The organism is Stenotrophomonas sp. YJH_SMC_80 (assembly GCF_059372495.1).
Genome location: NZ_JCAFVP010000013.1, coordinates 15,223 through 29,367 on the forward strand (window position 1 = coordinate 15,223; position 14,145 = coordinate 29,367).

The following is a 14,145-nucleotide window of genomic DNA, read 5'->3' on the forward strand; positions in this document are numbered from 1 at the left end:
GTGTTGTCACAAAGAAATCGCCATGGCTTCACGGTTGATTGATCGCATGCAGGGCTATTGTCGTCCTGAGCCTCTCGCTGACGTCCCCCACGTCCTGCGTCGACTTCCTTCCCACCATCAGCGCCCGTCCGGGCGCCGCTGGCGTCCGTCTGCCTGAAATACCCGAGAGATCCTCCCATGGCCCGCGCTGTCCAGTCCGCTTCATCTGTTGCGACCTCTCCCGGTTCGCTCGTGCCGATCGGCACCCGGCGTGGCCACTCGCAGCCACTGCAGCTGCCGGAGCTGGTACAGCGTGTGTTGTTCGTCGCGACCGAGATGGCCGACTTCATCAAGGCCGGGGGCCTGGGCGACGTGGCCGCAGCCCTGCCGCGTGCGGTACGCGGCGCCTGTGATTCGCGCGTGCTGCTGCCCGGCTACCCGGAGGTACTGCAGCGCCTGCCACAGCTGCAGCGGGTGGGACAGGTCAGCGCGAGGGCGGGCCTGCCTGCGTGCGGGATCGGCATGGCAGTGCAGGCAGACGGCCTTCCGATCTACGTGCTGCTCTCGCCAGAGCTGTACGAGCGCGAAGGTTCGCCATACGTCGATGGGCAGGGCCAGGAGTGGAAGGACAACGCGGTTCGCTTCGCCACGCTCTCACACGCGGCGGCGGAGATTGCGGCCGGGCGTGCCGGGCTGGACTGGTCGCCGCAGCTGCTGCACCTGAATGATTGGCCTGTGGCCATGGCGGCAGCCTACGTGCGTTGGGACCGGACCACCGTGCCGACCCTGCTGACCATCCACAACCTGGCTTACCAGGGGCTGTTTCCGTATGCGCTTGCACCTGTGCTGGGCGTGCCGGTCGAACACCTGGATGAACTGCACTTCCATGGGCAGATGTCGTTCCTGCAGGGTGGCATCACCAATGCCACGCGGCTGAACACGGTCAGCCTGCGCTACGCGCAGCAGATCACCGCCCCGGATGACGGCTGCGGGCTGCATGACCTGTTGGCGCGCCGGGCGGCCGGCGGACACCTGAGTGGCATCGTCAACGGCATCGACGCCAGCTGGGATCCACGCCGCGACATCCACCTCAAGGCCCATTTCGGCATCGGCGAATGGACCGGGCGCGCCACCAATGCGCACGCGGTGCGCAGTGCATTCGGCCTGGCGCCCTCGGCCGGCCGCTGTTCGCGGTGGTCTCCCGCCTGGTGCACCAGAAAGGTCTGGACATCACATGCGACGTGGCGCCGCAGATCGTGGCGGCCGGCGGCCAGCTGGTCATCATCGGTGGCGGCGAGCCGCAGGTGGAAGCGCAGGTGCAGGCGCTGGCCCGGCGCTACCCCGGACGGGTGGGCGCATTCATCGGCTTCGAAGAGGCGCTGGCCCGCCAGATGTTTGCTGGCGCCGATTTCCTGCTGATGCCTTCGCGTTTCGAACCCTGTGGGTTGAGCCAGATGTACGCGCAGCGCTTCGGCTGCCTGCCAATCGCGCACGCGACCGGCGGGCTGGTCGATACCGTTGAGGATGGCGTGACCGGATTCCTGTTCCACGGCGCGAATGCCGATGGCCTGCGCCGCTGTGTGGAACGGGCGATGCGCACCTTCCGCCTGCCCGGCCTGCTGCAGGCCATGCGCCGCGCGGCCATGCTGCGGCCGGGCGGTTGGGATGCGGCGGGGCGCGCATATCTGGCCCTATACCAGCAGACCTGCCAGGTGGCCGCATGAGTCACGACAGCCTGCAGCCGGTCGCCCTCGAGGACGAGGCCATGGCGACTGCCGGACGGGAGGAGGGCGTGGTGGCTCCGGCCCTGGTCGACCTGGTTCATGCACGGCCGGCCGATGCGTTTGCCTGGCTCGGGCCGCACCAACAGCCCGATGGCCAGCGCCAGCTGCGCGTTCTGGTGCCCCACGCGCGTCGCGTGGAGGTGATTGCGGGCCCGGAGCGGCGCTGGGATCTGCAACCGGGCCCCTTGCCCGGCCTGTTCGAAGGTGCAGCAGGTGAAGCGCCCGTGCCGTTGCTCGCCCTGCATTTCGAGCAGGGTGTGGAGCAGGTGCACGATGCCTATTCCTTCGGTCCGCTGCTGGATGAGGCGCTGCTGCAGCATTTCCATGCCGGTGACGCTGATGCAGCGCGCCAGTTGGGCGCAGTAGCGATGCAGGTACAGGGTATCGACGGCGTGCGCTTCGCGGTGTGGGCCCCCAACGCACGAAGGGTTGCCGTGGTCGGCGATTTCAACGGGTGGGATGGCCGGCGCCATCCGATGCGGCTGCGCCACACCGCTGGCGTGTGGGAGCTGTTCCTGCCTGGCGTGCAGGCCGGTGCCCGCTACAAATTCCGCATCGTCGGCGCCGACGGTCGGGTGATGCCCGACAAGTTCGATCCGATGGCGCGCTGGGCCGAGCTGCCACCGGCCACCGCCTCGCGGGTGCCTTCGGCCGCGCCGATGCAGTGGCACGATGATGCATGGTTGGCGGCGCGGCGGCAGGCCGGAACCTGCACGCCGCTGTCGATCTACGAAGTGCATGCGGGCTCCTGGCAGCGCAGCGACGATGGTTCGCCGCTGGACTGGGATGCCCTGGCCGACCGGTTGATTCCGTACGTGGTAGGGCTTGGCTTCACCCACATCGAGCTGCTGCCAGTCAGCGAGCATCCCTTTGGCGGTTCCTGGGGCTATCAGCCACTGGGGATCTACGCGCCGACGGCGCGCCATGGCACGCCACAGGCCTTCGCGCGCTTCGTGGACCACTGCCATCAGGCCGGCGTCGGGGTGATCGTGGACTGGGTGAGCGCGCACTTCCCGAACGATGCGCATGGGCTGGCCGGGTTCGATGGCACCGCGCTGTACGAGCATGCCGACCCGCGTGAAGGGGTGCACGCCGACTGGGACACGCTGATCTACAACTATGGCCGCAACGAAGTGGCTGCCTACCTGATCGGCAGTGCGCTGGAGTGGGTGGAGCGGTTCCATATCGACGGCCTGCGCGTGGATGCCGTGGCGTCGATGCTGTACCGGGACTACAGCCGTGCCGAGGGGGAGTGGATACCCAACGAGCAGGGCGGACGCGAGAACCTGCAGGCGGTCGCTTTTCTACGGCGGATGAACCAGACGCTGAGGGAGCGCTTCCCGGACGTGCTGGTGATCGCCGAGGAATCCACCGCATGGCCAGGGGTGACCGCGCCGGTGGAGCAGGGCGGGCTTGGTTTCACCCACAAATGGAACATGGGCTGGATGCACGACACCCTGCAGTACCTGGGTCGCGATCCGGTTCATCGCCAGCATCACCATAGTGAGATCAGCTTCGGCCTGGTCTACGCCTTCTCCGAACGGTTCGTGCTTCCGCTTTCGCATGACGAGGTGGTGCACGGCAAGGGAGCGCTGCTGGCCAAGATGGCGGGCGAGCCGGCGCAGCGGCTGGCCCAGCTCCGCGCGTACTACGGTTTCATGTGGGCGCACCCGGGCAGCAAACTGCTGTTCATGGGCGGCGAGTTCGGCCAGGGACAGGAGTGGTCGCACGATGCGGCACTGGACTGGGCACGGGCGGCCAGCAACGAGGGCCAGGGCCTGTCGCGCCTGGTGGGCGACCTCAATGCCGTGCTGCGCTCCGAACCCGCGTTGCACCGCGACGAACGCGACGAACGCGGTTTCGACTGGAGCGTGGCCGACGACAGCCGCAACAGCGTCTACGCCTTCATCCGCCGGGATCCGGCCGGTAGCGGCCGCACCCTTCTGGTAGTGAGCAACTTCACTCCGGTACGTCGCGACGGCTACCGGGTCGGTGTGCCGCAACCGGGGTGTTGGACCGAACGGCTCAACACCGACAGCGGTTACTACGGTGGCGGCAACGCGGGAAACCTCGGCGCAGTGCATACCGAGCCGAGGCCGATGCATGGTCACGCGCAGTCGCTGCGGCTCACACTGCCGCCGCTGTCCACGCTGTACCTGCAGGTTGATGCATGACCGCAGTGGCGCCGCGCCTGGGCGCATGGCCGGTGGCCGGTGAAGGTGTCGAGTTCCGCGTGTGGGCACCGGACGCAGGCACCGTGGCGCTGTGCCTGCAGGGCGTGCTGCGGCCGATGCACCGCGACCCGGACGGCTGCCACTGGCTGCGGACACAGGCGTCGCATGGTGACCGCTACCGGTTCCGCCTGCCGTCCGGCCAGGACGTGCCCGACCCGGCCTCGCGCTGGCAGCCGGACGGCATCGACGGCGACAGCGCGGTGGTGCTGGATACGGAGGCAGCGCGGCCTGCCTGGCACGGGCATGCCTGGCAGGACCTGGTGATCTATGAAGTGCACATCGAGGCCGGCGGCGGGTTCGCGGCGTTGACCGCGCAGCTGCCGATGCTGGCGGCCCTGGGCATCACCGCCATTGAACTGATGCCGGTCGCGCAGTTTCCCGGTGGCCGCAACTGGGGCTACGACGGCGTGTTCCCGTATGCACCCGCGCTGGCCTATGGCGGTCCGTCCGCGCTGAAGGCCTTTGTCGACGCTGCGCACGATGCAGGGCTCTCGGTGCTGCTGGATGTGGTCTACAACCACTTCGGGCCGCAGGGGAACCGTCTGCGCGACTACGCGTGCGGGTTCTTCCGTGACGATCGCAGCACGCCGTGGGGCGAGGCCATCGACTTCCGCCAGCCCTGGGTGCGGCGGTTCTTCATCCACAATGCGCTGATGTGGCTGCGCGACTATGGCGTCGACGGACTGCGCCTGGATGCGGTGCACGCCATTGACGATGACCGGTTCCTGCAGCAGCTGGCCGATGAGGTACGCTCGGCGGTGCCGCAGGCGCACCTGGTGCTGGAGAACGAACGCAACCAGGCGCGGTGGCTGCGCGGCGCCTATCAGGGGCAGTGGAACGACGACTTCCACAACGCGCTGCATGTGATGCTGACCGGCGAGCAGGAAGGCTATTACGCGGCCTATGCCGGGCGCGCCGAAGCACTCCTGGCGCGCTGCCTGGCCGAAGGATTCGCCTGGCAGGGCGAGCCGGACCTGCACGGCCATCCCCGTGGCGAGCCCAGCGTCGACCTGTCGCCCGCGCGTTTTGTGGTATTCGCGCAGAACCACGACCAGGTGGGCAACCGCGCCTTCGGCGAGCGCCTGTCGATGCTGATCGATCCTGCCCGGCTGCGCGCGGCGCTGGCCCTGACCCTGCTGACGCCGATGATCCCGCTGCTGTTCATGGGCGAACCGTGGCAGGCGCAATCGCCCTTCCTGTTCTTCACCGACTACGCGCCACCGCTGGACGAAGCCGTGCGCGAGGGACGTCGCCGCGAATTCGCGGGTTTCAGCGCCTTTGCCGATGTCGCCTCGCGGGCGCGCATTCCGGACCCGAACGATGCGGCGACCCTGCAGGCCTCGTACACACTGCCACCCGGCGATGATCCCTGGTCGCAGCACTGGCTGCGCTGCACGGGTGAGTTCCTCGGCCTGCGCAGGCGCTATCTGCAGCCTGGCCTGCTGCAGGCGCGGTCGCTGGGCGCGCGCGTGCTGGGCCAGGGCGCGGTGCAGGCGGGCTGGCAGTTGCCATCGGGCCAGTGGTGGATCGCGATCAACGTGGGTCCGTCGCCGGTGGCCCACGCGATGCCGGCCGGCGAGTGCGTCGTGGGGCCGGATGCGGCCGCGATGCTGCCGGCAGGCGGCGGTGCGCTTGCGCGCTGGATCGCCGCATGAATACGGATGCGGCGGTGCGGGAGGCGGCTCGCCGTGCGGGCCTGCTGGTCCGCTGGACCGACGTGGCCGGAGCAGAGCGCGAGGTTGCGCCCGACGTGCTGCGCGCCGTGCTGTCGGAGTTCGCGTGCGACGGTGCGCCGGTGGTCCACCCGTTGCTCACCGCCTGCTGTGGTCAGCTCCTGGCCATGCCTGAGGCAACGGGCGCGGCGTGCTGGGTGGACGAGCAGGGCACAGCGTTGCCTGCACGTGCGGATGCGCAAGGGCGCTGGCGGGTTCCGGATCAGCCAGGCTATTGGCAGTGGCGCCAGGGCGGGCAGCAACAGGCGGTTGCGGTGGCACCGCAGCGTGCCTGGTGGCCGCAGGGCCTGCTGCGCGGTTGGGGTCTTTCGGCGCAGGTCTACAGCCTGCGCGCGCCCGGTGATGCCGGCATCGGTGACAGCGCCGGCTGTGCGCGGTGGCGCGAGCTGCTGCACCGTCACGGCGGCGATGCACTGGCGTTGAGTCCGCTGCACGCCGGCCTGCCACCGGGCACGGGCTACAGTCCTTACTCGCCCAGCGACCGGCGCTGGCTCGATCCGCTGCAGGTGTCGCTGCCGCAGGTTTTACCGGAGGCCGCCGGCAGCGTGCTGCGCGAGGACGAAGCACTGGCGATGGCCGTTGAAGCGGCTACCGCAGCACGCCGCATCGACTGGCCGCACTCGGCGGCAGTGAAGTGGCGCTGGCTGCGCCAAGGGCGCCAATGGCTGCGGCAGCAGGCGCCGGCACAGTACGAACAGTTGCAGACGTGGTGCGATGCGCAGGGCGAACCCCTGCTGCAGTATTGCGAGCACGCCGCCGACCGCTTCACTGGAAGCGCCGACGACCATGCGTTTGCGCAGTGGTTGGCGCGGCAAGGCTGGGCGCAGGTGCAGGCGGGACTGCGCAGCGACGGCGCGTCGATCGGACTGATCGCGGATCTGGCAGTGGGTTGCGCACCGCAGGGCGTCGAGGCCCGGACCGGCGGCGACCGCCTGCTGCAGGGCCTCGAGCTGGGCGCGCCGCCGGATGCGTTCAATCCGCTGGGCCAGGCCTGGGGTATCACCAGCTGGTCACCCTCTGCGTTGCAGCGTGAGGGGTTTGAACCGTTCATCCGCGTGTTGCGCGCCGTGATGGCGGGTCGCGGTGGATTGCGCATCGACCACATCCTGGGCCTGCAGCGGCTGTGGGTGCTGCCTCGTGGCGCAGGCGCCGGGCAGGGGGTGTACCTGCGCTATCCGTTCGATGATCTGATCAACCTGCTGGTGCTGGAATCGTGGCGCCATCGCTGCGTGCTGATCGGTGAGGACCTTGGGGTGGTTCCTCCGGGTATCCGCCAGCGACTGGCAGCCCGTGGCGTGCTGGGGCTTGAGGTGCTGCCGTTCGCCCGCAACGGTGAGCGCTTCCTGCCGGCGCCACGGTGGCGCCGCGATGCGGTGGCCATGCCGTCCACCCATGATCTGCCGCCGCTGGCCGGCTGGCTGCGTGGGCGCGACCTGCGCTGGCGTGCACGTCTGGGTGAGCTGGCCGAGCTTCCCGCGGCGCTGCACGCGCGTGCCAGCGAGGTACAGGCGCTGTCCGCAGTCGCCCGGGGCGAGGGCGCGACGCTGGAAGCGCGTGCGCTGTCACTGGTGGCGCACGCACCTTCACGGCTGGCGCTGCTCCCGCTGGAAGATGCGCTGGGCAGCCGCGCGCAGGTGAACCTGCCGGGTACCGTCAATGGTCACCCGAACTGGCGCCGACGCTTGCCGCTTGCGTGGGATCCGGACGCGGCCGATGCGCGCATTGCCCGGTTCAGCGCCACGCGACGCAAGGCGGGACGATGACCCGGTTGCGTGCCACCGCACGCCTGCAGCTGCATGCAGGCTTCAACTTCGATGCCGCTGCGGCGCAGCTGCCGTACTACGCCGCGCTGGGCGTCAGCCACCTTTACCTGTCGCCGATCAGCGCTGCGATGCCAGGGTCCATGCATGGCTACGATGGCATCGACCCGGCCCGCATCAATCCGGAACTGGGCGGCGAAGATGCCTTCCAGCGATTGGCGACAGCGGCGCGCGCGCATGGCATGGGCCTGATCCTGGACATCGTACCCAACCATCTTGCGGCATCCCCGCAGACGCCCTGGTGGAACGATGTGCTGCTGCACGGGTGCAGAAGTCCCCATGCCGGATGGTTCGACATTGACTGGGAGGCGCCGGGCTGCGAGGGCCGGCTCTGGCTGCCTGTGCTGGACCGGCCACTGCACGAGGCCGTGCGCGATGGCGTGTTGCGCGTAGCAGTGGACGATGAGCGGCCGATGCTGCGTCATCACGGGCTGGCATTGCCGTTGTCTCCGCGCAGCCATCCGCTGGCACCCGCGCAGTGGCCGGCATGGGCGGAACGCTGCAACCGCAGCGTCGAACGATTGCACACGCTGCTGCAGCGGCAGCACTACCGGCTGGCTTGGTGGCGCACGGCGGGCGATCAGGTGAACTACCGGCGCTTCTTCGACATCAACGAACTGGCCGCACTGCGGGTGGAGCGCGACGATGTGTTCGCGGCGGTGCATGTGCTGCCGTTGCGGCTGGTGCGTGAGGGCTGGGTGGATGGCCTGCGCATTGACCATGTGGATGGCCTGTCGTCGCCCGGAGCCTACCTGCAACATCTGCGTGCGTCGCTCGACGAGGCCTGCGCGGCAGGCGGTCGCGACCCACAGGCAGTGAGCGTGCATGTGGAGAAGATACTGGCGGAGGACGAACAGCTGCCCGATGGCTGGGCCTGCGACGGCACGACGGGCTATGACTTCATGGACCAGGTTGGCGCGTGGCTGCATGATCCGGCAGCTGCACCCGCGCTCTCCCGCACCTGGCAAGCGGCGAGTGCCGACGCGCGCAGCTTTGACGACTTGCAGCAGGATGCCCGCGGCATGCTGCTGCGCACGTCGCTTCACACCGACTTCCAGCGACTGCTGCGCAGCGCGCAGCGGGTCCTGCAGCCCCGGCTGGCCGAAGCCGATATCGGAGCCGCGGCGCTTGCCCGTGCATTGGCCGCGCTGCTGCGGCACTACCGTACCTACCGCCCCTATTCGCTGCAGGATGCGGGTGAACGGAAGGCCTTGGTGGACGCTGCCGTAGCAGCACGCGTGGCACTGGACGGTACGGCACACGCGGCACTGGATCTGCTGCTGCGGGCACTTCCCGGCGAGGCGGAGGTCGAGCGCGCGCTGCGGGTGAGATTCGGGCAATTGGCCGCGCCGTTGAATGCCAAGTCGGTGGAGGACACAGCCTTCTATCGTTACTTCAGGCTGCTGTCGCGCAACGAAGTCGGAAGTGATCCGCAGCGGCTGGGCATGGAGGGACGGGAGCTGCTGGAACACGCAGTGAGACGCCTGCAGCGCCATCCGCGGGCATTGCTTGCGCTGGCGACCCACGATCACAAGCGCGGGGCCGACAGCCGGGCGCGGCTGGCGGTTCTCAGCACCTGCACGGTCGAGTGGCGGGACGCCGTGCGGCGCTGGAGCCGGATGTCGACCCGCGCGGGCGCGCCAATGCCGTTGCCGGGTGCCGAGGCCTATGCGCTGTGGCAGGCGCTCGTGGCCGCGTGGCCGATGCACGGTAACCCGGGCGCCGACTTCGCCTCGAGGATGGTGCAATGGCTGACCAAGGCGTTGCGCGAGGGCAAACGGGTCAGCAGCTGGTCCGATCCCAATGTGGCGGTGGAGGAGGCCGCCGCGCAGTGGCTGCACGCACTGCTGGATGGAGCGCCATTGCAGCCGGTGCGGGAGGCGCTGGCGACGTTCGTGGCGCGCATTGCGCCGGCCGGCGCCTGCAACGGCCTGGCACAGCTGTGCCTGCAGCACTGCCTGCCCGGCGTGCCCGACCTCTACCAGGGCGGAGAAGGCTGGGACCTGAGCCTGGTGGACCCGGACAACCGGCGTGCCGTGGACTATCCAGTGCGGCAGGCGTGGCTGCGCGATACGCCCGGTTGGCCCGCCCTGCTGGAGGACTGGCGGGACGGTGGCATCAAGGTATTTCTGCTCAGGCGCTTGCTGGAGTGCCGCCGCAGGCACCCGCAGCTGTTCCTGCACGGCCAACTGCAGCCGCTGTCCGTACCGGCGCGTTCGCCCTGGCTGGCATTCGCGCGCAGGCATCAGGCGCAGGTGCTGCTGGTGATCGTGCGGCGTGGTTCGCCCACCGCCGTGCCCGGGCCCGGCCTGCACGCAGCACACGACGTCGGCACTGGCGTGATGCTGCACGGGCTGCCGACAGGCCGCATGCGCAACCTGCTGGACGGGCGCATCGAACATTTCAAGGCAACCGAGGACGCGGCACGGCTTCTGGCTGGCAGCCCGTTGGCGGTATGGATCAACGAGGAGACGGACAGGAATGGACAGCAGGGAACGACGGCAGCGGATTGAGGCATTGGCCCATCAGATATGGGAAGCGGAAGGGCGCCCGGACGACCAGCAGCAGCGGCATTGGCACATGGCCGAGCGCCTGGTGGAAGCCGAGATTGCCGCTGCGCGCGACGAGGAGGGAACCGATGGCCAGCCGTAAGTGGACGCAGACCTCGCGGGTGCGCGAAGGCCGGCCGTTCCCGCTGGGGGCGACCTGGGACGGCTTGGGTGTGAACTTCGCGCTGTACTCGCGGCACGCTACCCGGGTGGAACTCTGCCTGTTCGACGCGCGCAACCGTGAAGTCGAGCGTATCGCGCTGCCCGAGTACACCAACGAGATCTGGCACGGCTACCTGCCGGACGTGCGGCCCGGGCAACGTTACGGCTACCGGGTGCACGGCCCGTATGCCCCGGAAGAGGGCCATCGTTTCAATCCCAACAAGCTGCTGCTGGACCCCTACGCCAAGCAGATCGTCGGCGAACTGAAGTGGGCCCCACACCTGTTCGGCTACACCCTGGGTCACCGCGATGGCGATCTCAGTTTCGACCGCCGCGACAGCGCCGGTTACATGCCACGCTGTGCCGTGATCGATCCGGCTTTCAGCTGGGGCGTCGAGCGTGCACCTGCCACGCCCTGGGACCGGACCGTGATCTACGAAGCCCACGTGCGCGGACTGACCATGCAGCATCCCGACGTCCCGCAGGCCGAGCGCGGTACTTTCTCCGCGTTGCGGCACGATGCGGTGGTCGACCACCTCAGCCATCTGGGGGTGACCGCCATCGAGCTGCTGCCGGTGCATGCCTACGTGGATGACCAGCAGCTGCTCGAGCGCGGGCTGCGCAACTACTGGGGATACAACACCATCGGCTTCTTCGCGCCGCAGGCACGCTATCTGTCGCTGGGCACCGTGGCCGAGTTCAAGCAGATGGTCGCGCGCCTGCACAACGCGGGCATCGAGGTCATCCTGGACGTGGTCTACAACCACACGGCCGAAGGCAACGAGCTGGGCCCTACGCTGTCGTTCAAGGGCATCGACAACGCCAGCTACTACCGTTTGGCCGATGATCGCCGCTATTACATCAACGATACGGGTACCGGCAATACGTTCGACCTGACCAATGCCGGTGCGCTGCGCATGGTCATGGACTCCCTGCGGTATTGGGTGACCGAGATGCGGGTGGATGGGTTCCGCTTCGACCTGGCAACCATCCTCGGCCGCGAACGGCATGGCTTTGACGCCTCGGGCAGCTTCCTCGATGCGGTACGCCAGGACCCGATCCTGAGCCAGGTGAAGCTGATTGCCGAGCCATGGGACATCGGCCCGGGCGGCTACCAGCTGGGCCAGTTTCCGCCGGGCTGGGCCGAGTGGAACGACCGCTTCCGCGACACGGTGCGCGCGCTGTGGCGTGGCGATGGCGGGCAGCTGGCGGAGTTTGCCACGCGCTTCACTGGCTCGGCCGACCTGTTCGAACACCACGGCAGGCGACCGTCGGCCAGCATCAATCTGGTGACGGCGCATGATGGATTCACCCTGCACGATCTGGTCAGCTACAACGATCGCCACAACGAGGCCAACGGCGAGGACAACCGTGACGGGCACTCGCACAACCTCTCCAGCAACCACGGCGTGGAGGGAGACACCGATGATGCGGCGATCCTTTCGTTGCGTGCGCGGCAGATGCGCAATCTGCTGGCCACGCTGCTGCTGGCGCAGGGGACGCCGATGCTGCTGGCAGGCGATGAGTTCGGCCATTCGCAGCAGGGCAACAACAACGCCTACTGCCAAGACAATCCACTGAGCTGGATCGACTGGGAGCGCGCAGCATTGCCGGCTGCACAGGCGCAGGTGGCGTTCGTGCGGCGGGCGCTGTCGCTGCGCCGGCGCTACGGCCTGCTGCGCCGGAACCGGTTCCTGCGCGGCGAGTACGATGAGGCACTGGGCCTGCGCGATATCGACTGGCGGCATCCCGATGGTCGCGGCATGGAGGAAGCGGACTGGCATGACGCAGGGCTGCGTGCGCTGCTGATCGTGCTGGACGGTCGCAGCCCGGACAGTGGCCTGCGCGAGCCCGGGCGGCATGTCAGCCTGGCCCTGCTGTTGAACGCCGGGGAGCAGCCGCAGCGGTTCTGTGTGTCAGACGACGCCCTGTCGTTCCGGCGCGTACTCCTGCAGACCGACGAAACGCCGTTGGAGCCGGATGAGGAAGGCGCCTGGACGCTGCCGCCGCGCAGCCTGTGCCTGCTGGCGGCAAGCAGCAGCGCGTGATTGCTCTGCTGCGCCACTACGGTGCGCCGGGCATTGCCCGGCGTACCGGTAGCTACCCCATCAGATAGCGCAACACACCCGCCGAGACCACGCCGATCAGCACGGTCGGCAGCATCGACAGCCGCGTGGCGGCCAGCAGGGTGATGGCCAGTGCGGCCAGGTCGGCCGGCTTGTCGGCCACGAAGTCCGGGGCGATCACCGAGATCAGCACGCAGCCCGGCGCGGCTTCCATCACCGTCACTGCGCGTTTGCTCAGTGTGCGGTTGCGCAGCGCGAGGAAGCCGACGATGCGGGTCAGGTAGGTGGCGGCGGCCATCAGCACGATGGTCAGTACCGAGGTCCAGTGGATCAGGCCATTGAAGATCATGCTGCGTCCTCCGCCAGCAGCCAGGCCGCGGCCAGGCCGGCCAGTGCGCCGCTGGCCACGTACCACGCACCTGGCACCAGCAGGTAGGTAGCAGCGGCAACGACCAGGCTGACCAGCCACGGCCGCGCGGCCTTCATGCCCTGCCACATGCCGCGCAACAGGACCAGGAACACGGCGGGGAAGGCCATGTCGAAACCATAGGCGTGGATGTCGCCCAGCATCGGGCCAACGATCGCGCCCAGCGTGGTGCAGGCCACCCAGACCGTGTACAGGCCTGCCGATACGCCCAGGTAGTAGGCCAGGCTGAAGCCAAGCGCGCGTCTGCGCGCATCGGCCACGCCCATCGCCCAGCTTTCGTCGCACATGAAGAACAGCGCCGGCAGCACCCGGCGGCGCGGCAGGTGCTGGAGCAGCGGGGCCAGGCTGGCGCCCATCAGCAGGTGACGGCTGTTGACCAGCGCGGTGATCGCCACGATCAGTGCAATGTGCGGTGGCGAGGTCCACAGTTCGACGGCGGCGAACTCCGAGCCGCCAGCGAAGTTGAGGCCGGTCATCAGCGGTACTTCCAGTGCGCTCAGGCCCTTCTGGGCCGCCTGCGCGCCGAGCACCAGGGCGAACGGAATGAAGCCGATCATCACCGGCACGGCGGCGCGCAGGCCGCGCAGGAATTCGGCACGCGGCGCGGTATCGCAGGTGTCAGGCAGGGGGAGGGTAGTACGGGCGTCCATCGAACGGCACAACAAGGTGGGGGTGGCCCATGCTAGCGGTCCAATCGCGAAATCGGGTTGCGTTGATACCACTTGATTCTGGATGATTGATATTTCATGCGGCCAGAAGTGAAAGGGGTGAAATTCCATGCAGTACCAGCTGGACAACCTCGATCGGCGCATCCTCGACGCCCTGCAGCGCGACGGCCGCCTGCAGAACCTGGAGCTGGCACGCCTGGTCGGGCTGTCGCCGTCGGCCTGCCTGCGCCGGGTGCGTCTGCTGGAGGAGGGCGGCTACATCGACCGCTATGTGGCCTTGTTGAACGAGGCCAAGGTGGGCCGTGGCTTCACGGTGTTCGTGCGGGTGTGGCTGCGCGGGCAGGACGAGGACACCACCAATCATTTCATCAACAGCATCAAGTCGTTCCCGGAAGTGCTTGAATGCCATCTGATGGCCGGTGACTGCGATTTCCTGTTGCGGGTGGCGGTGGCCGACCTGGATGCCTACCGGCAGTTCCAGATGCAGCACCTGAACCGGATTGCCGGGGTGCAGAACACCAAGACCGAGATTCCGATGCAGCGGATCAAGCAGACGACCCAGCTGCCGCTTTGAGGGATGGGGTTTGCGGCCGGGTTGCACCCGGCACCCGCGGGTAGTGCCGGCCGCTGGCCGGCAACCTCAGAAGCAACAGCAACAGCAACAGCAACAGCAACAGCGGGCCTGCTGAGGGATGGCGGGGTGGGTCCGGTTGCGGGGGACGC

9 protein-coding genes and 1 pseudogene are annotated in these 14,145 nt (G+C 68.3%); 8 read left to right on the top strand and 2 right to left on the bottom strand.

The genetic code is table 11. The features are described 5' to 3' along the window. The first annotated feature begins 315 nt into the window (after positions 1-315). The 7 genes and pseudogenes from glgA to glgX all read left to right on the top strand — a co-directional run bounded on the left by glgA (position 316) and on the right by glgX (position 12,309). Positions 316-1,703: pseudogene (gene glgA, locus AC5P99_RS17565) on the top strand (glycogen synthase GlgA). Further along, positions 1,700-3,937 (top strand): 1,4-alpha-glucan branching enzyme, encoded by a 2,238-nt coding sequence (locus AC5P99_RS17570; RefSeq protein ID WP_285311756.1) that lies wholly within the window; start codon positions 1,700-1,702, stop codon positions 3,935-3,937. Before glgA ends, AC5P99_RS17570 begins: the two are co-directional and overlap by 4 nt. Continuing rightward, complete coding sequence (gene treZ / locus AC5P99_RS17575; RefSeq protein WP_123958644.1) at positions 3,934-5,652, top strand: malto-oligosyltrehalose trehalohydrolase; 1,719 nt, start codon at positions 3,934-3,936, stop codon at positions 5,650-5,652. Before AC5P99_RS17570 ends, treZ begins: the two co-directional genes overlap by 4 nt. Beyond that, positions 5,649-7,493 (top strand): 4-alpha-glucanotransferase, encoded by a 1,845-nt coding sequence (locus tag AC5P99_RS17580; RefSeq protein ID WP_285311757.1) that lies wholly within the window; start codon positions 5,649-5,651, stop codon positions 7,491-7,493. Before treZ ends, AC5P99_RS17580 begins: the two co-directional genes overlap by 4 nt. Continuing rightward, positions 7,490-10,063: a malto-oligosyltrehalose synthase gene (gene treY, locus AC5P99_RS17585; protein WP_495213371.1), complete on the top strand. Its 2,574-nt coding sequence runs from the start codon at positions 7,490-7,492 to the stop codon at positions 10,061-10,063. Before AC5P99_RS17580 ends, treY begins: the two co-directional genes overlap by 4 nt. Further along, complete coding sequence (locus AC5P99_RS17590) at positions 10,032-10,202, top strand: DUF2934 domain-containing protein (protein ID WP_005413658.1); 171 nt, start codon at positions 10,032-10,034, stop codon at positions 10,200-10,202. Before treY ends, AC5P99_RS17590 begins: the two co-directional genes overlap by 32 nt. After that, positions 10,189-12,309, top strand: a complete 2,121-nt coding sequence (gene glgX, locus AC5P99_RS17595) for a glycogen debranching protein GlgX (protein WP_049407224.1) — start codon at positions 10,189-10,191, stop codon at positions 12,307-12,309. The genes AC5P99_RS17590 and glgX overlap by 14 nt, the downstream gene beginning before the upstream one ends. Before the next feature lie 52 nt (positions 12,310-12,361). On the opposite strand, the gene AC5P99_RS17600 is transcribed toward glgX, so the two are convergent. Together AC5P99_RS17600 and AC5P99_RS17605 are read right to left on the bottom strand one after the other, a co-directional pair. Beyond that, the gene (locus AC5P99_RS17600) at positions 12,362-12,676 is read right to left on the bottom strand and encodes an AzlD family protein (protein ID WP_005409898.1); all 315 of its coding nucleotides are present in this window, start codon (positions 12,674-12,676) and stop codon (positions 12,362-12,364) included. Then, positions 12,673-13,404, bottom strand: coding sequence for an AzlC family ABC transporter permease (locus AC5P99_RS17605; protein WP_099481087.1), 732 nt, complete (start codon positions 13,402-13,404; stop codon positions 12,673-12,675). The genes AC5P99_RS17600 and AC5P99_RS17605 overlap by 4 nt, the downstream gene beginning before the upstream one ends. 127 nt (positions 13,405-13,531) lie before the next feature. Between AC5P99_RS17605 and AC5P99_RS17610 the strand changes: the two genes are divergently transcribed. After that, positions 13,532-13,996: an Lrp/AsnC family transcriptional regulator gene (locus AC5P99_RS17610; protein ID WP_005413654.1), complete on the top strand. Its 465-nt coding sequence runs from the start codon at positions 13,532-13,534 to the stop codon at positions 13,994-13,996. The last annotated feature ends 149 nt before the right edge of the window (positions 13,997-14,145 follow it).

Coding starts and splice junctions, on each gene's coding strand:
- AC5P99_RS17570 (WP_285311756.1), top strand. CDS start 1,700: ATGAGTCACGACAGCCTGCAGCCGGTCGCCCTCGAGGACGAGGCCATG.
- treZ (WP_123958644.1), top strand. CDS start 3,934: ATGACCGCAGTGGCGCCGCGCCTGGGCGCATGGCCGGTGGCCGGTGAA.
- AC5P99_RS17580 (WP_285311757.1), top strand. CDS start 5,649: ATGAATACGGATGCGGCGGTGCGGGAGGCGGCTCGCCGTGCGGGCCTG.
- treY (WP_495213371.1), top strand. CDS start 7,490: ATGACCCGGTTGCGTGCCACCGCACGCCTGCAGCTGCATGCAGGCTTC.
- AC5P99_RS17590 (WP_005413658.1), top strand. CDS start 10,032: ATGGACAGCAGGGAACGACGGCAGCGGATTGAGGCATTGGCCCATCAG.
- glgX (WP_049407224.1), top strand. CDS start 10,189: ATGGCCAGCCGTAAGTGGACGCAGACCTCGCGGGTGCGCGAAGGCCGG.
- AC5P99_RS17600 (WP_005409898.1), bottom strand. CDS start 12,676: ATGATCTTCAATGGCCTGATCCACTGGACCTCGGTACTGACCATCGTG.
- AC5P99_RS17605 (WP_099481087.1), bottom strand. CDS start 13,404: ATGGACGCCCGTACTACCCTCCCCCTGCCTGACACCTGCGATACCGCG.
- AC5P99_RS17610 (WP_005413654.1), top strand. CDS start 13,532: ATGCAGTACCAGCTGGACAACCTCGATCGGCGCATCCTCGACGCCCTG.